This is a genomic window from Thauera butanivorans NBRC 103042 (assembly GCF_001591165.1).
GTDB classification, from domain to species: domain Bacteria; phylum Pseudomonadota; class Gammaproteobacteria; order Burkholderiales; family Rhodocyclaceae; genus Thauera; species Thauera butanivorans.
Window position 1 is genome coordinate 31804 of the sequence record NZ_BCUG01000020.1, and the last position, 20274, is coordinate 52077.

A 20274-nucleotide genomic window follows, 5' to 3' on the forward strand; every position below is an offset into this window, starting at 1 on the left:
GCAGGGCGGCGGCTTCAGTCGGCGATGATGCCGCGCAGGCGCAGCGTGGCGATGACCGCGTCGGCGGCGGCTTCGAGCGACAGCCGCGACGCGTCCAGCCTCAGTTCCGGCGCCTCGGGCGCTTCGTATGGCGAGTCGATGCCGGTGAAGTTCTTCAGTTCGCCGCGGCGGGCCTTCTTGTACAGGCCTTTCGGATCGCGCGACTCGGCCACTTCCAGCGGCGTATCGACGAAGACTTCGATGAACTCGTCCTCGTCGACCAGCGCACGCGCCATCCGCCGCTCCGACTTGAACGGCGAGATGAAGGCGGTCAGCACGATCAGGCCGCAGTCGACCATCAGCCTGGCCACCTCGCCGACGCGGCGGATGTTCTCGACGCGGTCGGCATCGGTGAAGCCTAGATCCTTGTTCAGGCCGTGGCGCACGTTGTCGCCGTCGAGCAGGTAGGTGTGGTGGCCGAGCGCGTGGAGCTTCTTTTCCACCAGGTTGGCGATCGAGGACTTGCCCGCGCCGGACAGCCCGGTGAACCAGAGCACGCAGCTCTTCTGGTGCTTGAGCGTCGAGCGCGCAGCCTTGTCGACGTCGACGTGCTGCAGGTGGATGTTGTGCGCGCGGCGCAGCGCGAAGTGCAGCAGGCCGGCGCCGACGGTGTTGTTGGACAGGCGGTCGATCAGCGTGAAGCCGCCGGTGTCGCGGTTGTCGCGGTAGGCATCGAAGGCGATCGGGCGGTCGAGGCCGAGGTTGCACACGCCGATGGCATTCAGCTCCAGCTTCTTGGCGGCGATGTGCTCCAGCGTGTTCACATTGACCTGGTACTTGATGTCGGTGATCGTGGCCGTCACCGTCCTGGTGCCGATCTTGAGCAGGTAGGGGCGGCCGGGCAGCAGCGGCTCGTCGTGCATCCACACGATGGTGGTCTCGAACTGGTCGGCCACTTCGGCGGGGGCGTCCACGGTCGAGATCATGTCGCCGCGCGAGATGTCGATCTCGTCGGCCAGCGTCAGCGTCACCGACTGGCCGGCGACCGCCCGTGCCAGATCGCCGCCGTGGGTGACGATGCGCGCCACCGTGCTCTCGCGCCCCGACGGCTGCACCCGGATGCGCTGGCCCGGCGAGACCGTGCCGCCGGCGATGGTGCCGGCAAAACCGCGGAAATCCAGGTTGGGGCGGTTGACCCACTGCACCGGCAGGCGGAAAGCCGTGTGCTGCAGGCGGCTGTCGTCGACTTCCACGGTTTCCAGGTAGTCCATCAGCGTGCTGCCGTGGTACCAGGGCATGGCTTCGCTCGGCGCGGTGATGTTGTCGCCGCGGAAGGCGGACAGCGGGATGAAGCTCACGTCCTCGATGCCGATGCGGGCGGCGAATTCACGGTAGTCGTCGACGATCCGGGCGAACACCTGCTCCGAGTAATCGACCAGATCCATCTTGTTGATGGCGACGACGACGTGGCGGATGCCGAGCAGCTTGACGAGGTAGCTGTGGCGGCGGGTCTGGGTCAGGATGCCCTTGCGCGCATCGACCATCAGGATGGCGGCGTCGGCGGTGGAGGCGCCGGTGACCATGTTGCGGGTGTATTGCTCGTGCCCCGGCGTGTCGGCGACGATGAACTTGCGCCGGTCGGTGGAGAAGAAACGATAGGCGACGTCGATGGTGATGCCTTGCTCGCGCTCGGCGGCGAGGCCATCGACCAGCAGCGCGAAGTCGATCGCCTCGCCCTGGGTGCCGTACTTCCTCGAATCGCTTTCGACCGCGGCGAGCTGGTCTTCGAACAGCATCTTGGAGTCGTACAGCAGGCGGCCGATCAGCGTGCTCTTGCCGTCGTCCACGCTGCCGCAGGTGATGAAGCGCAGCAGGCTCTTGTTCTCGTGCGCCTTCAGGTACTGCTCGATGTCGGTGCCGATCAGGTCGGATACGTGTGCCATGTCAGAAGTACCCCTCTTGTTTCTTCTTTTCCATCGATGCCGCCGAGTCGTGGTCGATCATGCGGCCCTGGCGTTCGGAACTGCGGGCCAGCAGCATTTCCTGGATGATGGCCGGCAGCGTGTCGGCCCCGGATTCGATTGCGCCGGTCAGCGGGTAGCAGCCCAGCGTGCGGAAGCGCACCTTCTTCTTCATCGGCACTTCGCCCGGCTTCAGCGGCATGCGCTCGTCGTCGACCATGATCAGCGTGCCGTCGCGCTCCACCACCGGGCGCTCGGCGGCGTAGTACAGCGGCACGATGGGGATGTTCTCGAGGTGGATGTATTGCCAGATGTCGAGCTCGGTCCAGTTCGACAGCGGGAACACGCGGATCGACTCGCCCTTGTGCTTCCTGGCGTTGTAGAGTTTCCACAGCTCGGGCCGCTGGTTCTTCGGGTCCCAGCGATGCTGCGCGCTGCGGAAGGAGAACACGCGCTCCTTGGCGCGCGACTTTTCCTCGTCGCGGCGGGCGCCGCCGAAAGCCGCGTCGAAGCCGTACTTGTCCAGCGCCTGCTTCAGGCCCTCGGTCTTCATGACGTCGGTGTGGATCGCCGAGCCGTGGGTGAAGGGGTTGATGTCCTTGTCCACGCCTTCGGGGTTGGTGTGCACCAGCAGCTCCATGCCGGTCTCGCGCACCATGCGGTCGCGGAAGCGGTACATGTCCTGGAACTTCCAGCGCGTATCGACGTGCAGCAGCGGGAAGGGCGGCACCGCCGGGTAGAAGGCCTTCATCGCCAGGTGCAGCATCACTGCGCTGTCCTTGCCGATGGAGTACAGCATCACCGGCTTGTCGGCTTCGGCCACCACTTCGCGCAGGATGTGGATGCTCTCGGCTTCGAGGCGTTGCAAATGGGTCAGTGTCATGGGTTCTCCAGCCTGCATGCAGGTTTCGGGGACGTAGGGGCACCCGCCGCGCGGTCTGGCCGCGCGGTGAAGTGCGTGAAGCGAAGGGAAGAGAGAAACTCAGGCGCTGCTGTGGAGCGCGATCACGCGCCTGGCCGCAGACTCAGGTGGCGGTATGGCGCAGTTGGTGCGGGGAGCACCGGCTGCTGCCGCATCGGGCTCCAGGACTTCGTACAAAGTGCTGCGCTGGCGCAGCGGGCGGCCGCAGCTTGCGGCGATGGCGCGCAGGTCGCCGCTTTCCATCGACTGGCCGTTGGCGCCGCCGGCGGCGCGGGTGATCGATTCGTACATCAGCGTGCCGCCGAGGTCGTTGGCGCCGGCCCGCAGGCACAGCGCGGCGCCGTCGGCGCCCATCTTCACCCACGAAGTCTGGATGTTCGGGATCAGCGGGTGCAGCACCAGCCGGGCGACGGCGTGCATCAGCACCGCTTCGCGCAGCGTCGGGCCGGAACGCGCGCCGCCCTTGTGCCACAGCGGCGATTCCATATGCACGAAAGGCAGCGGCACGAATTCGGTGAAGCCGCCCGTCCTGGCCTGCAGCGCGCGGATCGCCAGCAGGTGGCGCGCCCAGTGCCGCGGTGCTTCGACGTGGCCGAACATGATCGTCGCCGTGCTGCGGATGCCGACCTCATGCGCAATCTCCATCACTTCCAGCCATTGCGCGGTGTCGAGCTTGTCGGCGCAGATCCGGGCGCGCACTTCGTCGTCGAGGATCTCGGCGGCGGTGCCCGGCAGCGTGCGCAGGCCGGCGTCGCGCAGGCGGACCAGGTAGTCGCGCAGCGACAGGCCGAGCGTGGCGGCGCCGTGGCGGATCTCGAGCGGCGAGAAGGCGTGGATGTGCATCGCCGGCGTGGCCTGCTTCACCGCCGCCAGCAGTTCGAGATAGCTGTCGCCTGTGTAGTGCGGGTGGATGCCGCCCTGCATGCAGACTTCGGTGGCGCCGCGCAGCCAGGCTTCCTCGGCGCGGGCGGCGACCTGGGCGGCGTCGAGCCGGTAGGCGGGGCCGCGCAGCGTCGACGCGGCGTGGCTCTTGGCGAAGGCGCAGAAGCCGCAGCGGTGCTGGCAGATGTTGGTGTAGTTGATGTTGCAGTTGCGCACGTGGCTCACCGCTTCGCCGACGGTCTGCCGGCGCAGGCGGTCGGCCGAGTCGATGACCGCGTGCAGTTCCTCGCCGTGGGCGTCGAAGAGCCGGACGATGTCGTCTTCGTCCAGCGTTCGGCCCTGCTCGGCGCGCTCGATCGCTGCGCGGAGAGGCGCGGAGACCGGGGATGCCGCGGCGGCGGCGCGTCGGGCGAAGGGCTGCAGCGCCGCGCTCGAGGGCGGCATGCCGGTGCCGGCCAGCCAGTCGTCGGGCCGGGCGAAGCCGCTGGCGTCGGCGCGGCGCAGCAATGCCGTGGCGATCGGCGCCGGCACCCAGCGTGTCGCCTCGCGTACGTAGGACGGCACCAGCGGCAGGCGTGGCCGCAACTGGCGGCCATGCAGCGCGGTTTCGGCGGCGAGGGCGTCGATCTGCGGCCAGGCGGCTTCCGGGTTGACGTGATCCAGCGTGACCGGCGAGATGCCGCCCCAGTCGTTGATGCCGGCGCGCAGCAGGGCTGCCAGTTCGCCGGGGCGCAGATTGGGCGGCGCCTGGATCGACATCGGCGCGCCGAACACCAGGCGGGCCATCGCGATCGTCCAGGCATGATCGTCCAGTGCCGGTTCCTGCGCCTGGGCCATCACCGTGCCGGGCTTGGCGCGGAAGTTCTGCACGATGATTTCCTGCAGGTGGCCGTACTGCCGGTGCAGCCCGCGCAGCGCGAGCAGCGAATCGATGCGCTCGCGGCGGGTCTCGCCGATGCCGATCAGGATGCCGGTGGTCATCGGCACGCCGAGTTCGCCGGCGCGGCGCAGGGTGTCGAGGCGCACGCCGGGCTGCTTGTCCTCGCACTTCCAGTGCGGGCCGCCACGCTGGCACAGGCGTTCGGAGGACGATTCGAGCATGATGCCCATCGAAGCCGACACGGGGCGCAGCAGGGCGATTTCGTCCGCGCTCATCGTTCCCGGGTTCACATGCGGCAGCAGTCCGGTTTCGCGCCGCACCAGCGCGGCCATTTCGGCCAAGTAGCCGATGGTCGAGCCGTGGCCGAGCGCGGCAAGGGCGTCGCGTGCCGCCCGGTAGCGCGACTCGGGGCGTTCGCCCAGCGTGAACAAGGCTTCGTGGCAGCCGGCGGCGACGCCGGCGCGGGCGATGGCGAGAACTTCGTCGGCGCTCAGGTAGGCGCCGGGCACACGGCCCGGCGTGGTGGCGAAGGTGCAGTAGCCGCAGGTGTTGCGGCACAGCCGGGTGAGGGGGATGAAGACCTTGCGCGAATAGCCAACGTTGCGGCCGTGGCCCGCCAGCGTCATCGCTTCGGCGGTGCCGAGCAGGGATGCCAACGGCGCTTGTCCGGCGAGCAGATGGATGTCGCCGTCCGACAGCATGCCGCCGCCGCGGGCATGGGAGAGCAGGCTCAGGACGCGGTCAGACATGGTGTTGGGCTCCGGTTGGCGGTGGGCAGGGAAAGAGGCGGGGATGGGGGAATGCCGTTGTGCCGGCGGCTGTGGCCGGCGCGAGGCAGGCCAGGTCGTCCGGCGTGTCGATGTCGAGTGCCAACCCCCCGATCCGCGGCAGCGCCGGCGACAGGCCGTGAGCGCGGGCAGCCGCCAGGTGGCGGGCCAGGCTGTGCGGGCCGAAGGCGAACGGGAATCCGCTGACGGGAAAACCGGCGGCCTCGCCGATCAGCAGCGCATTGGTGCCGCTGCCGTGGCGGTCCGCGGCCAGCGCCATGCCGGCCGGGCGGCCGGCGCGGACGAAGCGGTCGATGTCGCCGGCCTGCACGCTGGGCAGGTCGGCATGGGCGATCAGCAGCTCGCTTGCGCCGAGTGCCCGCAGCATCGCGGCACTGTCGCCGAGCGCGGCATTGAGCCCGCGGCCGGCATCCGGCAGCGCGAGCACGCCGGCGGGCAGGCGTGCCGGCTCGCTGGTCACGACGGCGACATGGTCGATTTCGCGCGCGGCGGCAAGCGCGGACAGCACCCGGCCGAGCATCGCGTCGACCAGCTCGGCGCGGCTCGAGCCATCCAGCAGGCCGGCCAGCCGGCTCTTGCCGAGATGGCGTGCCTTGAGCGGCACCAGGGCCCAGCGGCTCATGGGCGCATTCCTGCGGCGACGCCCGGCTGGCGGCTTGTGCCGTCGCTGCCGGAGTGGCCAAAACAGGTGTCGAAGGAGAGGGGCATGGCTCGCGTCCGCATGGCGTTGGTGAGTTCCTGGGGAAAATTGAATCACCTCAGGTATGGCCGCCGCTACTCGCTTTGGCGCCTTGCGCCGCCACCGTGGTGGTGGAGAAAGTCTTTATGAATCAGATGATTGTGGATCTTGTGCCGATGCTTTTCGAATGAAAGTGAGAAAGCTCGGTTTTTGCGGCGGACGCCGGCGGGATGCGGGGTGTCCGCCGAGGCTCAGCGCGGTGTGCGCAGGCGGCGGGCGAAGTCCAGGGTTTCGCGGGCGACGCGGACGCGGTCGACCGGCGTCAGCATCAGCGTGTCGGTGACATGGACCGGCCGGGCGATGCGGGCGCGCAGTGCGGCATCGCGGACGTCGAGGACGAAGCCGTCGAGCAGTTCGCCGTAGTGGTGGGCGATTTCGTCGGCAGCGACCGGGATGCCGAGCTCGGCCATGATCTTGGCCGTCGGCCCTTTCACCGTGGCACCGCCGACCAGCGGCGAGACGGCGACGATGGGCACGCCGGCCGCGCGCAAGTGTTCGCGCAGACCGGGCACGGCGAGGATCGGGGCGATGCTGAGATAGGGGTTGGAGGGGCAGATCACGATCGCGCCGAGCGCGGGGTCGGCCAGCGCCCGCAGCAGCGCGGCGCAGGGCCGCGCCTGCTGCGCGCCGACGAATTCGATCGAGCGTGTCACCGGCCGGCATTGCAGGCGCACGAAGTAGTCCTGGAAGTCGAACACGCCATCGTCGGTGTGCACCCGGGTGCGCAGCGGCTGGTCGGACATCGGCACGATGTCGGCGGCGATGCCGAGGCGGCGGGCGAAGTCGGCGACGATGGCCGACAGCGGTTCGCCGGCCGCGAGCCGGCGCGTGCGCTCGACGTGGGTGGCGAGGTCGCCGTCGCCGAGGCGGAACCAGCTTTCGCCGCCGAGCCGGTCCAGCGCCGCCATGAAAGTCCAGGTTTCGTCGCGGCGCCCCCAGCCGGTCTCGGGGTTGGCGAGGCCGGCCAGGGTGTACAGCGCGGTGTCGATGTCGGGCGAGACGTGCAGGCCGAGGTGGCTGAAGTCGTCGCCGGTGTTGACCGCCAGCGTCAGCCGGCCGCCGCCGATGGCCTGCATCAGCCCGTCGGCGAGCTTGGCGCCGCCGACGCCGCCGCTCAGGGCCAGGACATGTGCGGTATTCATCGGAACAGATCCGTTTCCAGCGGGCGCAGCAGCGCCCTGCCATCGACCACCGGGGCGTCCGGCATGAAGCCCTGTGCCACCGCGACCGGCAGGCCTTCGCTGCCTTCGCCCATGACGACCGCCGCGCCGGCCGCGATCGCGTCGGCAAAGGCGGTCTGGGTGACCTGCAGCGTGCGGCCGTGGCGGTCGTGGTCGCCGCGGCGGTCGATCAGCGCCGGGATGCCGGCCGCGCCGAGCGCGACATTGACCACGCCGTTGCGCCAGGGGCGGCCGAAGCTGTCGCTGACGATGACGCCGGCGGCCCGGCCGGTCAGCGTCTGCAGCGCGTCGCGCAGCGCGGCCGCCGATGCATGCGGGTCGAGCGGCAGCAGCAGCGCCCGCTCGCGGCCGGCTTCGCCGGGCACGTTCGACAGGTCGATGCCGGCGTTGGCCATCACATAGCCGAGGCGGTGGCGCACGATCAGCACGCCGGGCACGGCGCGCAGCACGTCGCTGGATTCGGACAGCACCAGTTCGACGATGCGCGCGTCCTTGCCGGTGAGCGCCGCCAGCTCGCGCGCCCTGGCGGAAGGCGAGACTTCGTCCAGCCAGGCGAAGCGGCCTTCGGACTTGGAAACGATCTTCTGCGCCACGACGACGATGCTGTCCGCGGCCAGCGCGATGCCGTTGTGCGTCAGCGCCGTGGCGATCAGCGGCGCCAGCGCATCGCCGGGCCGGACTTCCGGCAGGCCGGCAAGCGCGTCGAAACTCAGGCGGCGTCCCATGGCGGCGTGCTCAGGCACCGGCGTTCAGGTCGAGTTCGCCGGTGATGCACAGGCCGGCGCCGTCGACACGGTAGGTCTTGTTCAGGAAGATCAGTACCGAGGTCATCGCTTCGGCTGCCGCCGAGTTGGCCAGCGCGCCGCCATGCAGGCCGCGCAGGCCGGCGGCATCGGCCAGCGCAACGACCTCGGCGCGGTCATCCTTGTCGTCGCCGAATACCAGCACGTCGCAGGCGATGTCCTCGTCGGTGGCGAGCTTGTGCGCGGCGACGTTGTGGAAGGCCGACACCACGCGCGCCGTTTCGCCCAGTGCCTGCCGGGCGCGCACTGCGGCGCAGCCTTCGGGCGGCAGTTGTACCCGCATCACCTTGGGCGGCATCAGCGGCACCGTGGTGTCGATGACGATCTTGCCGGCCGCGGCTGCGCGGATTTCGCCGAGGGTGGCGAGCTGCGAGGCGAAGGGCACGCTGACGACGATCAGCTCTGCGCGCGCGGCGACTTCGGCATTGCTGCCGGAGCCGACTTCGGCGCCGCTCTCCGCCGCCAGCGCGGCCGCGGCTTCGGCGGCCTTGCCGGCGTCGCGCGAACCGATCGCCACGCGCAGGCCGGCCTTGGCCCAGCGCCGGGCAAGCGCGGCGCCGAGCTTGCCGGTACCGCCGATGACGCCGATTGTCCGGGTGTTGTCGATGAGCATCTGTCGGTCTCCGTGGAAGTGGGCGCGGCGGCGGAGCTGCCGCGCCGCGCGATGCTTCCTACGCTACGGGACCGGCCAGGTGCGGAGCATCGTCCGATCGGACGAGAGCCGGCTCGGGCCCAGTGGCCTTTTCAGGCCGCCGGCGCCGCCTTGCACCGGTTGCCCGCCTGCAGGTGCTGGCTGAGATCGCCGCGGAAATCCAGGTGGCGGTAGTCGCGTTCGACGAACTGCCAACTGCCGTCGATGCGCTCGAAACGATCCAGGTAGCGGCCGCTGGCGATGATCTGCAGCGGCAGCGCGTCGGTGGCCTGCAGCACCGTGTAGCACGAGCGCGCTTCGGCGGTGCCGGCTTCCTCGTCGATGTCGAGGATCGGATTGGTGATCAGGTGGCGCGTGCGCGGCGTGCCGCAGGGGTGGATGACGAGGATGCGGCGCCACAGCGCCAGCAGGCCGTCGGCGTCGAGCGGACCGCCGGCGCCCGCTTCGATGCGGGCGTGGCGGAACAGCGCGGCGGCATCTTCCAGGCGGCCGTCGTCGATGGCTTCGGCGTAGCGGTACAGCAGGTTGCAGATTTCGGTGGCGGACCGGCTCATCGGGGGCTCCGGGGTGGGGGTTTCAGGCCGACAGCCCGGCGAGCATGCCCGATCGGACCGCGCCTTCGATGTAGCCGATGCGGGCGCCGTCGCCCACCGAGCTGACCGGCACGCCGGCGGCTTCGAGGCTGCGGGCGAGGCTGTCGTCCGGCCGGGCGCCGACCGCGAGCACCACCGATTCGGCGCTCAGTTCGTGGCGGTTGCCGTCGGCGTCGGTGTAGTGCAGCGTCTTCCTGCCGATGGCCTCGATCTTCACCCGGGTGTGCAGGACCACGTCGTGCCGGCGCAGGGTATCGAGCACGCGCCAGCGGCGCACGATCGACAGTTCGCGGCCCAGGCTGGGGCCTTCTTCCAGCACCACGACTTCGCGGCCGCGATCGACGAGGAATTCCGCCAGTTCCAGCCCGACCAGGCCGCCGCCGACGATCGCGACCTTCTTGCCCAGCGGCATCCACACCCGCGACAGGTTCTGGATGGCGTCGGTGCTGTCGGTGACGCCGACCAGGCTGCCGGCCTTCATCAGCGCGCGCTGGGCGAGCGACAGCTTCTGGCGGGCGATCTCGTCGGCGCGGTCGCCGGTCATCAGGCGGCGCAGTTCGTCGCCCGACCAGACGTGGTCGAGTTCGGCGCCGGGGATCGGCGGCGCGCTGCGTTCGGCGCCGGTGGCGACGATGACCGCGGTGGCGCCGATCTGGCGGACCAGTTCGGGCGTGGCGATGGTGTTCAGGCGCACGTCGATGTGCAGCTTCTTCATCTGCGTCGCCAGGTAGTCGAGCAGGGCGCCGTTCTCGGCATAGGCCAGCGCGGCGAAGAACAGCGTGCCGCCCAGCCGTCCGCTGCGTTCGACCAGCGTCACCGCGTGCCCGCGCAGCGCGGCGCTGCGGGCGGCTTCCATGCCCGCCGGGCCGCCGCCGACGACCAGCACGCGGCCGGGCCTTGCGGCCGGCAGCAGGCGGATCTCGGCTTCATGGCCGGTCATCGGATTGACCGCGCATTTGACCCGCTCATTGACGAAGATCTGGCTGACGCAGGCGTAGCAGTAGATACAGGGGCGGATGTCCTCGGCGCGGTCCTCGATCAGCTTGCGCGGCAGTTCGGGGTCGGCCAGCAGCTTGCGCGCCATCGCGACGAAGTCGCACTGGCCGGCGGCGACGGCGTTGTCGGCGACTTCGGGTTCCAGGCGGCCGACGGCGATGACCGGGATCGCCAGCTTCTCCTTGATCTCGGCGGCCCACTGCAGGAAGCCCGCCTTCTGCTGCACCAGCGGCGCCTCGGTGAAGGCGACGCCGCTGCTGGTGTTGGCGTAGGCCGACACGCTGACCGCGTCGCAGCCGGCGGCTTCGGCCATGCGGGCGAAGGCCTTGGCGTCGTCCAGCGTGATGCCGCCGTCCATGTGCAGCTCACGGGCGTCCAAGCGCAGCCAAACCGGGTAATCGGCGCCGACGCGGGCACGCACCGCGGCGATGACTTCGAGCATGAAGCGGGCGCGGTTCTGCAGCGAGCCGCCGTACTCGTCGTCGCGTTTGTTGAAGTGGCCGGACAGGAAGCCGGCGATGATGTAGGTGTGGGCGGCGTGGATCTCGACGCCGTCGAAGCCGGCGCGCCGGGCGCGCTCGGCCGCGGCGGCGAACCATTCCACCATCTGCGCGATGTCGGCCCTGTCCATGACGCGGATTTTCACGCCGGACTTCTCCCGGCTCTTGGACGAGCTGATGAAGGCGCCCAGTTCCTCCTGCGTCAGTGCGGCGAACATGTCGGTCTTCATCGCCGGCGGCATCGACGGCACCCACAGTTCGCGGCCTTCGGCGAGGTCGCGAACCGAGCTCTTGCCGGCATGCTGGAGCTGGATGGCGATCTTCGCGCCGTGCTTGTGCACGCGCGCGGTGATGCCCTGCAGGCCGGGGATGAAGCGGTCGTCGGACAGCCCGACCTGGTAAGGCTCGGCAGTGCCCTGCGGGTAGGCGATGGCGCCCACGCCCATGACGATCAGCCCGGCGCCGCCGGCGGCGCGCGCCTCGTAATAGGCCTGGATGCGTTCGCCGCAGGTGCCGTCGGCTTCGGCGAAGTTCGATCCCATCGGCGCCATGACGATGCGGTTGCGCACCTCCATGTTGCCGATGCGGCCAGGTTGCAGCAGATTGTCGAAAGCGCCCATGGCGTGCTCACCCCTCGGTCAGGAAATCGATGCAGCTGCGGTTGAACAGATCGCGATGCTCGACCTGCACCCAGTGGCCGCAGCGGTTGAGCAGGATCATGCGTGCGTCCGGCGCGTTCTCGATCAGCTTCAGCGCGCCGGTGTGCGGGTTGAACCTGTCGTCGGTGCCCCAGAAGCCGAAGATCGGCGCCTGGATTTCATGCAGGCGGGCGGTCATGTCCGGCACCATCATGGTCGAGAACAGGTTGGCCGGCTGCGAGGGCGCGATGGCGGCGCGCTCGTTGATGATGTCGTCGTCCAGCAGCGCCGGGTCGAACACCTGCAGGCTCATGACGTGGCGCATCTCGGCCGGCCCCATCGGGCCCTTGGCGAAGGTTTCGACCATGCGCACGATGCCTTCCATGCGGAAATAGGTTTCGCGCTCCTCGACGCCGCCGGGCGCCATCAGGATCAGGCGTTCGACCGTCTGCGGATGCGCCAGCGCCTGGCCGAGCGCGATCGCGCCGCCCAGCGAATTGCCGAGCAGGGTGCAGCGGGCGACGCCGATGCTGCGCAGGAAGGCGTCCAGGCTGGCGACGAAGAAGTCGAGGTCGTAGCGCACGTCCGCAGGCTTGTCCGAGCGGCCGAAGCCGGGCAGGTCGAGCACGATGTTGCGGAAGCCGGCCGCGGCGAAAGCGGGGTAGTTGCCCTTGAAGTTGCTGTAGCCGCTCGCGCCGGGGCCGCTGCCGTGCAGCCAGACCACGGCCGGCCCCTGGCCGACGTCGAGGTAGTGCAGGCGCAGGCCGTTGCCGAGTTCGGCGAACTGGCCGAGCGGGATGGGCAGGTCGGGTGGGTTCATCCGGATGTCTCCTGTCGATTCGGGTGTCGCTGCGTGTTCAGGCGCTGGCTGCGGCGGCTTCGGATGAAGCGCGGAGATTCAGCTGGCGGCGGTAGGCGGGAATGGCGATCGCCAGGCTCAGCGAGGTCAGCGCATACAGCCCGACCGTGCTGACCAGGGCATAGCGCAGTGCCTCGGTGCCGTCCCTGGCGGTGAAGAGATCGCTCAGGCCACCGACGATGATCGGGCCGAGGCCGACGCCGAGCAGGGTCATGCCCATGACGAAGATCGAAGTCGCCTGCGCCAGGCGGTTGGCTGGGAACAGGTGGCTGATGGCGCTGAAGCAGGGGGCGGCCCACCAGGTGCCGGCGAAGCTGAAGCCGAGATAGAACAGGTAGGCCTCGGGCACCGCGATCGGACCGAGGTGGAAGGCCGTGCCTGCCGGCCACAGGTAGAAGCACGCGGCCAGCGGCACGCTGACGAGGCAGGCGATCAGGGGCACGCCGAGCTGCCAGCCCGGGTCGCGCGCCACCAGGCGGTCGGTGACGCTGCCGCACATCAGGGTGCCGACGGTGGCGCAGATGCCGCCGCCCAGGCCCACCAGCAGGCCGGCATGCTGCATGTTCAGACCGTGCGAGCGGATCAGGAAGCTCGGATTCCAGGTGCCGACGGCATAGCCCAGGATGGCCGCCAGCGTGCCGGCCAGCACGATCAGCAGAAAGGCCGGCGTGGCGAGCAGCTCGCGCATGGTGTCGCGCCAGTTTTCCTCGGCCCCGGTGGCCGATGGGGCGGGCGCAGGCGCGGCCGGGCTGCGCACCGTCAGCCACAGCAGCAGGCCGAGCAGCACGCCGGGCGCGCCGATGATCAGGAAGGCGCTGCGCCAGCCGTAGGTCTGGGCGATCCAGCCGCCCAGACCGAGGCCGAGCACCGCGCCCAGGCTCGGCCCCATCAGGAACACCGACATCGCCCGCGAGCGCTGCTGCGGCGGATACATGTCCGACACCATCGCCACCGAAGGCGCGGTGCCGCCGGCCTCGCCGACCGCAACGCCGATGCGGAACAGCAGCAGCATGGCGAAGCTGGTGGCCACGCCGCACAGCATGGTCATGCCGCTCCAGGCGATGCAGGCGAGCGCGATCACCGGCTTGCGGCCGATGCGGTCGGACAGGCGCCCGAAGGGAAAGCCGAACACCGTGTAGAAGATCGCGAACGCGACCCCCGACAGCAGGCCGATCTGTGTGTCCGAGATGCCGAACTCGAGCTTGATCGGCTCGATCAGGATCGAGATCACCAGGCGGTCGATGTAGTTGAAGACGTAGATGACCGCCAGTACCGACAATGCGTAATGGGTACGCCAGGTAGTGCGCTGCGGGTGGCCTTGGCTTGCGTTCACGAACTGCCTCCTGGGCGGGGTTCAGGAATGAAGGCGGAGCGGTGCCGCCTGAAAGTGCTGCGTATCGTCGGCGCGCACCCCGCACGCGGCATCGTCCATTCAGACGACGGCGCGCCGTGCCGCAAACCGGCCGCAAAGCCGCCGGCATTAGTCTTAGTGGACGATGTCCTGCCTCCCCAAGCCGAGAAAACTGCGCACCAGATGGCCGGTCGTCCGCCGCAGGGGCGGGCCCGGAACGGACATACGCAAGGAGGCAGCAGATGGATTTTGCAGACAAGGTGGTTTTCGTGACCGGGGCCGGACAGGGCATGGGGCAGGCGATCGTGCATCATTTCGGCGTCGCCGGGGCGAAGGTCGTCGCGGCCGACATCAATGCGGACGCCGCCGCCGCTGCCGTGGCCGGATTCGACGACAGGGGGCTGGCGCTGGCCTGCAACGTGGCCGATCCGGCCTCGGTCAAGGCGGCGTTCGCCGCCGTCGCCGAACGTTTCGGCGGTGTCGATATCGTCGTCAACAGCGCTGGCGTCGGTTCGGTCGATGCTTTCCTCGACACGCCGGACGACAACTGGATGCGCGTCGTCGGCGTCAATCTCACCGGCACTTTCCTGTGCTGCCGCGAGGGCGCGCGCCTGATGCGGCAGTGCGGCGCCAAGGGCGCGATCATCAACGTGTCGAGCACCGCGGCGATGTCGGGCGAGGGGCCCAGCCACTACTGCGCCTCCAAGGCCGGCGTCATGGGGCTGACGCGCAGCATCGCGCGCGAGCTTGCCGCCAGCGGCATCCGCGTCAACACCATCGTGCCGGGGCCGACCAACACGCCGATGATGGCCGGCATTCCCGACGAGTGGATGCAGTCGATGATCAAGGCGATCCCGCTCGGCCGCATGTGCGAACCGGAGGAGATCGCGCGCGTCGCGGCCTTTCTCGCCAGCGACGATGCCGGCTTCATCACTGGCCAGAACATCGCCGTCAATGGCGGCATGGCCTTCATCTGAGCGGCAGCGGCATGACGACATCCACGGTCCCGGCCTCGACGGCCCCTGCCGACCTGCTCGCGCGCATCGACCGCCTCGAGTCGCTCGATGCCATCCGCCAGCTGGCCGCCAAGTACTCGCTGTCGCTCGACATGCGCGACCTCGACGCCCATGTGAACCTGTTCGCGCCCGACATCCGCGTCGGCCGCGAGAAAACCGGGCGCGCCCACCTGAAAGCCTGGGTGGATGACACCTTGCGCGACCAGTTCTCGGGTACCTCGCACCACCTGGGGCAGCACATCATCGAGTTCTCCGACCCGGATCACGCCACCGGCGTGGTGTATTCGAAGAACGAGCACGAGACCGGCCCGGAGTGGGTCCTCATGCAGATGCTGTACTGGGACGACTACGAGCGCATCGACGGACGCTGGCATTTCCGCCGCCGCCTGCCTTGCTACTGGTACGCGTCCGACCTGAACAAGCCGCCGATCGGCGACCGCAAGATGCGCTGGCCGGGGCGCGAGCCCTACCAGGGCACCTTCCACGCGCTGTTCCCGTCCTGGCAGGCGTTCTGGGCCCAGCGCCCGGACAAGGACAGCCTGCCCGAAGTGGCCGCGCCCGCGCCGATGGAGAAGTTCCTGGCGACGATGCGCCGCGGCGCCCCCGATCCCCGGATCCGCGTGCGCTGAAGCGGCACCGCGTTCATCCGACGAACAAGCTGGAGAGGCAGATGCCCGAATCCAAGCCCTTCAAGACCCTGTCCAGCGGTGTGGTGCCGCGCGACGAAACCCAGGCCAGGCTGGACCTGCGCTCACGCGCGGCGATGCAGATCAAGCCGGGCGACCTGTATACGGTGGCTGATCGCGTCGAGGAACAGGCCGCCAGGCTCGGCGGCAAGGACTTCCTCATCTATGGCGGACAGCGTTTCAGCTATGCCGAACTGGATGCGCGCGCCAACCAGGTGGCACACGTACTGCACGGCTGCGGTCTGCGCTGCGGCGACGTCTGCGCGCTGGCGATGGAGAACCGGCCGGAGTTCTTCTTCTACTGGTTCGGCCTCGCCAAGCTCGGCGTCGTCGCCGCCGTCATCAACACCCAGGTCAGCGGGCGTCCGCTGGTACATGCGCTGGAAGTGACCGGGGCCAGGGCGGTGATCGTCGGTGAGGAGTGCCTGGCCAACTTCGCCCTGACCGAAGGGCGGCCGGAGCAGCCGCTCTATCTCGCTACCGATGCCGAGAAGCCCGCCAGCGCCGAACACCGCGCGATCGTCGCGGCCGACATCAGCGCCGAAGTGGCGGCGGCGCCACGCACGGCCTTCCCGCGCGATGGCCGTGCCGGCGTGCGCGCCGAGGAAACGATGCTGCTGATCTTCACTTCCGGCACCACCGGCCTGCCCAAGGCGGCGCGCTACAGCCACATGCGCTGGATGTCGTCCGGCGACGTCATGGAGGTGACGCTGGAGGCCGGCGAGGACGATGTTTTCTATTGCTGCCTGCCGCTGTACCACGGTGCGGCCGCCACCTCGGTGACCTCGACTGCGCTGAAGGCGGGCGCCAGCATCGTGCTGCGGCGCAAGTTCAGCACGCGCGAATTCTGGCAGGACGTGCGCCGCAACCGCATCACCGTGGTGCAGTACATCGGCGAGATCTGCCGCTACCTGCTCAACGTTCCGCCGCAGCCCGAGGACAGGGATCACAGCCTGCGCTGCATGCTGGGCGCGGGCCTGACGCCCGAGAGCTGGGGGCGCTGGATCGAACGCTTCGGCGACGTGCAGATCTTCGAAGGCTGGGGCTCGACCGAGGCCAACACCGCGGTGATCAACATCGACAATCATCCGGGTTCGGTCGGCCGCATTCCCTACTGGGAAAAATCCAATTTCCGCCTGGTGCGCTACGACGTCGAAACCGACAGCCATCCGCGCGACGCCGACGGCCGCTACATCCTGTGCAAGCCGGGCGAAGTCGGCGAAGGCATCGGCTTCATCGTCGACCATCCCGAGATTGGCGCCGGCCGCTTCGAGGGCTATACCTCGGCCGAAGCCACCGAGAAGAAGATCCTGCGCAACGTCTTCGCCGATGGCGATGCCTACTGGAGTTCCGGCGACCTGCTGCGCTACGACGAAGAAGGCTATTTCTACTTCGTCGACCGCATCGGCGACACCTTCCGCTGGAAGAGCGAGAACGTGTCCACCGCCGAGGTGGCCGATGCGCTGGCGGACTATCCCGGCATGGAACTGATCAACATCTACGGCGTACGGGTGCCGCAGCACGAAGGCCGCGCCGGCATGGCGGCGATCGTGATGCAGCCCGGCCACGCCTTCGACCCCGGGCGCTTCTACGAGCTGACCGAGCAGCGCCTGCCGCGCTACGCCGCGCCGCAGTTCGTCCGGGTGTCGAGCGTGGCCGACCTGACGACCACCTTCAAGCTGCGCAAGGTGGACCTGCAGCGCCAGGGCTACGACCCCACGGCCTTCGACGATCCGCTCTACGTCCGCGACGACAAGGCCGGCACCTACCAGCCGTATTCCGACGAAGCGCTGAAGAACGCCGGCCTGCCGCCCTTCGCCTGAGCGGCGGGCGGAGGGTGTTCTCGTCCGGGGATGGGGAATCTGTCAAAAGGCCCGGTTCCCTTTCCGGGCCTTTTGCTTTGGTGCGCAGTTTCTCGGCCAGACCCCGAGCCTAGTCCTTTTGGACGATGAGCGTCTTGCGCGCTGCGCGCATTCTCCGTTTCACGCAGGAGGAGGCAGCCGGATGGCAGTCGCGACAAAGCGGCGTCGTACCGGAACCCTGCGAGACCCCAGCGCAGATCGCGCGCCGCAGGATTGGAGGAAAGGCACATGTTCACCAAGATTTTCGTTCTGAGCGCAGCCCTGGGCGGCATTGCCGGTTTCGCAACCATGCTCGACGAGGGGCACGGACGGATGGTCGATTCGCTGGTGCAGATGCCGGCGGGCTGTCAGGCTGGTGAAGTGCAAACGCATTGCCAGCAGGCCGGTTCGCCCGCCAAGGCCTCGGCCAGCCAGTTCTTCGCGATGCTCTCGTCGCACTGAGACCCCGCCGCGCCCTGCCGTGCCGCCTGGCATGGCAGGACGCGGAGTGTTTCCGAAGCATGTCCCGCGACCCCGCGCTGCCGCTGCAGCCGCGGGGTTCGGCGCTGGGCGGGTGTCTTCGCTGCCGGCGCGCGGCGACCCCGGGAGCGCGATGCCCCGGAAAACCGTGCGCCATGGGAATCGTTCGCTTCGCCTAGTCGATATGAACGATTGTCGCCGCCAGGGGCTGTGGCATCGTGGCAGCCAATGCAGGGCCGACAGCGGCCCCGATCAGCGAGGTGAGCAAGCATGGGTCTGAAAGGAAACGCAGCAATCGTCGGCGCCGCGCAGTACAAGCCGGAGAAGTACGCGACTGCGCCGCGGATGTTCCATCTCGAGCAGGTGGCCGACCTGGCCGGCCGCGCGCTGGCCGATGCGGGCCTGAAGGCGTCCGACATCGACGGCTTGGTGGTGCATGGTCCGCAGTTCCACGAGGCCCAGGTGTTCGTGCCGGCGATGGCTGCCGAATACTTGGGGCTGTCGCTCAACTTCGCCGAAGTCGTCGACCTCGGCGGCTGCTCCTCGGTGGCGGCGGTGTGGCGGGCGGCGGCGGCGATCGAGCTGGGCCTGTGCCAGGCCGTGCTGTGCGTGATCCCGTCGCGCATGGCGCCCTTCGGCCCGGACGAGGACCCGGCCTGGATGGCGCGGGCGATGCGCTTCGGTGGCCACAGCACCGCTTTCGGCGCGCCCGAAGCCGAATTCGACCTGCCCTACGGCCACATGGGCCAGAACACCGGCTACGCGATGATCGCCCAGCGCTACGCCGCCAAGTATGGCTACGACCCGGTGGCGATGGCCAAGATCGCGGTCGACCAGCGCACCAACGCGCTCGCCAACCCGGACGCCAGCTTCTTCGGCAAGCCGCTGACGATCGACGACGTGCTGGCCAGCAAGATGGTGGCCGAGCCGCTGCGCGTGCTGGAAATCGTGATGCCGGTGGCCGGCGGCGCGGCGGTGATCGTGGCGTCGAAGGAAGTGGCGGCGCGGGCGAGGAATCGCGGCGCCTGCATCACCGGCTTCGGCGAGCACCTGTCGTTCAAGTCGCCGACCTATGCGGCCGAGATGACGGACACGCCGATCGGCCCGGCGGCCGAGCACGCTTTCGCCATGGCCGGCATCGGGCGCAGCGACATCCACGCGGCGCAGATCTACGACTGCTACACCATCACCGTGCTGCTGACGCTGGAGGATGCCGGCTTCGCGCCCAAGGGAGAGGGCATGCGCTGGGTGCGCGAGCACGACCTGACCTACAGGGGCGACTTCCCCATGAACACCCACGGCGGGCAGCTCAGTTTCGGCCAGAGCGGCACGGCGGGCGGCATGTCGCAGGTCATCGAAGCCTTCCACCAGATCGCCGGCCGCGCCGGCGAGCGCCAGCTCAGGCGCTGCGACACGGTGTTCGTATCCGGCACCGGCGGCGTCATGAGCGAGCAGGGCGCACTGATTCTCCAGGGAGCATGAAGAGCATGTCGACCAACAAACCGCTGCCGATGCCGACCGGGATTTCGGCGCCGTTCTGGAATGGCCTCAAGGAAGGCCGCGTGACCATTCCGCAGTGCAAGTCCTGCGGCCACTGGGTCTTCTTCCCGCGCCGCCACTGCGACAAGTGCTGGTCGCAGGATCTGGAATGGAAGGAAGTGAAGGGCACCGGCACGCTCTACACCTACACGCTGACGCGCGTGCCGACGATGCCCGACTTCGCCGACGAGATGCCGCAGAAGATGGCGGTGGTCGAGCTCGACGAAGGCGTGCGCATCAACACCACGCTGATCGGCCTCGACGAGGCCGAGATCGCGGTCGGCATGCGGCTCAAGCCGGTGATCGACACGGTCGCCACGGACGGCACCGCGCTGCTGCGCTTCACCGCTGCGGACAAGGATATCCCGGCGCGCATCGACAGCACGCCGGCCGCGCTCGCCGCGGCCGCGGAAAAAGCAGCCGAAACCGCAGCGGCAGCGCCCAGGCGCCAGGTGCGCTTCGACGACGAGGCGGCGATGAAGGCGCTGGTCAGCGAGGACTACTCGCCGTGGAGCAGCCAGGTCGTCGTCGACCAGGCGTTGATCGACGAATTCGCCCGCCTGTCCGGCGACGACTACTGGATCCATACCGATCCCGAGCGCGCGCGCAGGCAGAGCCCCTTCGGCGGCACCATCGCCCACGGCGCGCTGGTGCAGGTGCTGCAGTCGCGCTTGACGATTCCGCTCGACTACGAAGTCGTCGGTTTCAACAACATGGTCAATTACGGCTCCGACCGCCTGCGCTTTCCGGCGCCGGTGCCCGCCGGCTCGCGCATTCATGCGCGCTCACGGGTCAAGGCGGTGGAAAAGCTGCCCAAGGGCATGCAGATGACCTTGGAAATCGTCACTCACGTCGTCGGCAGCGAACGGCCGTCGGTGATCAACGATCTGGTGATCCTCTATATGTGATCGTGTCGTACCGCTGATTTTTCCGTGTCTCCTCTTTGTCACCGCCTCTCCCGCAAGGGAAGGCGGTTTTTTTTCTGCTC

At 68.9% G+C, this 20274-nt stretch carries 18 protein-coding genes; 7 read left to right on the plus strand and 11 right to left on the minus strand.

The features are described 5' to 3' along the window. Nucleotides 1-14: 14 nt before the first annotated feature. From cysN to cofC, 4 genes are all read right to left on the minus strand, one after another. Entirely contained in the window at nucleotides 15-1922 is a 1908-nt protein-coding gene (gene cysN, locus TBU01S_RS09800; protein WP_068636462.1) for a sulfate adenylyltransferase subunit CysN, read from the minus strand. Nucleotide 1923: 1 nt separating this feature from the next. Then, nucleotides 1924-2823, minus strand: coding sequence for a sulfate adenylyltransferase subunit CysD (gene cysD, locus TBU01S_RS09805; protein WP_068636463.1), 900 nt, complete (start codon nucleotides 2821-2823; stop codon nucleotides 1924-1926). A gap of 99 nt (nucleotides 2824-2922) precedes the next feature. Beyond that, nucleotides 2923-5373: a 5-amino-6-(D-ribitylamino)uracil--L-tyrosine 4-hydroxyphenyl transferase CofH gene (gene cofH / locus TBU01S_RS09810; protein WP_068636464.1), complete on the minus strand. Its 2451-nt coding sequence runs from the start codon at nucleotides 5371-5373 to the stop codon at nucleotides 2923-2925. Continuing rightward, on the minus strand, nucleotides 5366-6034 hold the full coding sequence (gene cofC, locus TBU01S_RS09815; protein ID WP_068636465.1) for a 2-phospho-L-lactate guanylyltransferase: 669 nt from the start codon (nucleotides 6032-6034) through the stop codon (nucleotides 5366-5368). Before cofC ends, cofH begins: the two co-directional genes overlap by 8 nt. 53 nt (nucleotides 6035-6087) lie before the next feature. On the opposite strand from cofC, the gene TBU01S_RS23835 reads away from it, so the two are divergent. Beyond that, nucleotides 6088-6282: a hypothetical protein gene (locus TBU01S_RS23835; RefSeq protein ID WP_157659122.1), complete on the plus strand. Its 195-nt coding sequence runs from the start codon at nucleotides 6088-6090 to the stop codon at nucleotides 6280-6282. A 60-nt stretch (nucleotides 6283-6342) separates the two neighbouring features. Here TBU01S_RS23835 and cofD read toward each other — a convergent pair whose 3' ends face one another. From cofD to TBU01S_RS09850, 7 genes are all read right to left on the minus strand, one after another. Beyond that, on the minus strand, nucleotides 6343-7293 hold the full coding sequence (gene cofD / locus TBU01S_RS09820; RefSeq protein ID WP_068636466.1) for a 2-phospho-L-lactate transferase: 951 nt from the start codon (nucleotides 7291-7293) through the stop codon (nucleotides 6343-6345). Continuing rightward, nucleotides 7290-8057, minus strand: coding sequence for a coenzyme F420-0:L-glutamate ligase (gene cofE, locus TBU01S_RS09825; protein WP_068636467.1), 768 nt, complete (start codon nucleotides 8055-8057; stop codon nucleotides 7290-7292). The genes cofD and cofE overlap by 4 nt, the downstream gene beginning before the upstream one ends. 10 nt (nucleotides 8058-8067) lie before the next feature. Next, nucleotides 8068-8748, minus strand: coding sequence for an NADPH-dependent F420 reductase (npdG, locus tag TBU01S_RS09830; protein WP_068636468.1), 681 nt, complete (start codon nucleotides 8746-8748; stop codon nucleotides 8068-8070). Between the two features lie 131 nt (nucleotides 8749-8879). Further along, nucleotides 8880-9341, minus strand: a complete 462-nt coding sequence (locus TBU01S_RS09835) for a nuclear transport factor 2 family protein (RefSeq protein ID WP_068636469.1) — start codon at nucleotides 9339-9341, stop codon at nucleotides 8880-8882. Between the two features lie 22 nt (nucleotides 9342-9363). Beyond that, on the minus strand, nucleotides 9364-11496 hold the full coding sequence (locus TBU01S_RS09840; RefSeq protein WP_068636470.1) for an oxidoreductase: 2133 nt from the start codon (nucleotides 11494-11496) through the stop codon (nucleotides 9364-9366). A gap of 7 nt (nucleotides 11497-11503) precedes the next feature. Continuing rightward, on the minus strand, nucleotides 11504-12334 hold the full coding sequence (locus TBU01S_RS09845; protein WP_068636471.1) for an alpha/beta fold hydrolase: 831 nt from the start codon (nucleotides 12332-12334) through the stop codon (nucleotides 11504-11506). Between the two features lie 37 nt (nucleotides 12335-12371). After that, nucleotides 12372-13706 carry a spinster family MFS transporter gene (locus tag TBU01S_RS09850; RefSeq protein WP_068636472.1) on the minus strand — a complete coding sequence of 445 codons (1335 nt, stop codon included), beginning with the start codon at nucleotides 13704-13706 and terminating at the stop codon, nucleotides 12372-12374. Between the two features lie 260 nt (nucleotides 13707-13966). Here TBU01S_RS09850 and TBU01S_RS09855 point away from each other — a divergent pair, with 260 nt between their 5' ends. From TBU01S_RS09855 to TBU01S_RS09880, 6 genes are all read left to right on the plus strand, one after another. Next, complete coding sequence (locus TBU01S_RS09855; RefSeq protein ID WP_068636473.1) at nucleotides 13967-14701, plus strand: SDR family NAD(P)-dependent oxidoreductase; 735 nt, start codon at nucleotides 13967-13969, stop codon at nucleotides 14699-14701. An 11-nt stretch (nucleotides 14702-14712) separates the two neighbouring features. Continuing rightward, complete coding sequence (locus TBU01S_RS09860) at nucleotides 14713-15369, plus strand: nuclear transport factor 2 family protein (protein ID WP_068636474.1); 657 nt, start codon at nucleotides 14713-14715, stop codon at nucleotides 15367-15369. 41 nt (nucleotides 15370-15410) lie between these two features. Continuing rightward, nucleotides 15411-17249 carry a long-chain-acyl-CoA synthetase gene (locus TBU01S_RS09865; RefSeq protein WP_068636475.1) on the plus strand — a complete coding sequence of 613 codons (1839 nt, stop codon included), beginning with the start codon at nucleotides 15411-15413 and terminating at the stop codon, nucleotides 17247-17249. Between the two features lie 267 nt (nucleotides 17250-17516). Next, on the plus strand, nucleotides 17517-17729 hold the full coding sequence (locus tag TBU01S_RS09870; protein WP_068636476.1) for a hypothetical protein: 213 nt from the start codon (nucleotides 17517-17519) through the stop codon (nucleotides 17727-17729). 288 nt (nucleotides 17730-18017) lie between these two features. Beyond that, the gene (locus tag TBU01S_RS09875) at nucleotides 18018-19229 is read left to right on the plus strand and encodes a thiolase family protein (RefSeq protein WP_068636477.1); all 1212 of its coding nucleotides are present in this window, start codon (nucleotides 18018-18020) and stop codon (nucleotides 19227-19229) included. 5 nt (nucleotides 19230-19234) lie between these two features. Continuing rightward, a complete protein-coding gene (locus TBU01S_RS09880; RefSeq protein WP_068636520.1) occupies nucleotides 19235-20194 on the plus strand; it encodes a bifunctional OB-fold nucleic acid binding domain-containing protein/MaoC family dehydratase in 960 nt (319 codons plus the stop codon). Nucleotides 20195-20274 lie beyond the last annotated feature (80 nt).

What these genes read in the sequence shown, in the direction of transcription:
- TBU01S_RS09865 (WP_068636475.1), top strand. Translation starts at nt 15,411, where the DNA reads ATGCCCGAATCCAAGCCCTTCAAGACCCTGTCCAGCGGTGTGGTGCCG.
- npdG (WP_068636468.1), bottom strand. Translation starts at nt 8,748, where the DNA reads ATGCTCATCGACAACACCCGGACAATCGGCGTCATCGGCGGTACCGGC.
- TBU01S_RS09855 (WP_068636473.1), top strand. Translation starts at nt 13,967, where the DNA reads ATGGATTTTGCAGACAAGGTGGTTTTCGTGACCGGGGCCGGACAGGGC.
- cofE (WP_068636467.1), bottom strand. Translation starts at nt 8,057, where the DNA reads ATGGGACGCCGCCTGAGTTTCGACGCGCTTGCCGGCCTGCCGGAAGTC.
- TBU01S_RS09845 (WP_068636471.1), bottom strand. Translation starts at nt 12,334, where the DNA reads ATGAACCCACCCGACCTGCCCATCCCGCTCGGCCAGTTCGCCGAACTC.
- TBU01S_RS09875 (WP_068636477.1), top strand. Translation starts at nt 18,018, where the DNA reads ATGGGTCTGAAAGGAAACGCAGCAATCGTCGGCGCCGCGCAGTACAAG.
- cofD (WP_068636466.1), bottom strand. Translation starts at nt 7,293, where the DNA reads ATGAATACCGCACATGTCCTGGCCCTGAGCGGCGGCGTCGGCGGCGCC.
- TBU01S_RS09840 (WP_068636470.1), bottom strand. Translation starts at nt 11,496, where the DNA reads ATGGGCGCTTTCGACAATCTGCTGCAACCTGGCCGCATCGGCAACATG.
- TBU01S_RS09870 (WP_068636476.1), top strand. Translation starts at nt 17,517, where the DNA reads ATGTTCACCAAGATTTTCGTTCTGAGCGCAGCCCTGGGCGGCATTGCC.
- cysD (WP_068636463.1), bottom strand. Translation starts at nt 2,823, where the DNA reads ATGACACTGACCCATTTGCAACGCCTCGAAGCCGAGAGCATCCACATC.
- TBU01S_RS09860 (WP_068636474.1), top strand. Translation starts at nt 14,713, where the DNA reads ATGACGACATCCACGGTCCCGGCCTCGACGGCCCCTGCCGACCTGCTC.
- TBU01S_RS09835 (WP_068636469.1), bottom strand. Translation starts at nt 9,341, where the DNA reads ATGAGCCGGTCCGCCACCGAAATCTGCAACCTGCTGTACCGCTACGCC.
- TBU01S_RS09880 (WP_068636520.1), top strand. Translation starts at nt 19,235, where the DNA reads ATGTCGACCAACAAACCGCTGCCGATGCCGACCGGGATTTCGGCGCCG.
- cofC (WP_068636465.1), bottom strand. Translation starts at nt 6,034, where the DNA reads ATGAGCCGCTGGGCCCTGGTGCCGCTCAAGGCACGCCATCTCGGCAAG.
- cofH (WP_068636464.1), bottom strand. Translation starts at nt 5,373, where the DNA reads ATGTCTGACCGCGTCCTGAGCCTGCTCTCCCATGCCCGCGGCGGCGGC.
- cysN (WP_068636462.1), bottom strand. Translation starts at nt 1,922, where the DNA reads ATGGCACACGTATCCGACCTGATCGGCACCGACATCGAGCAGTACCTG.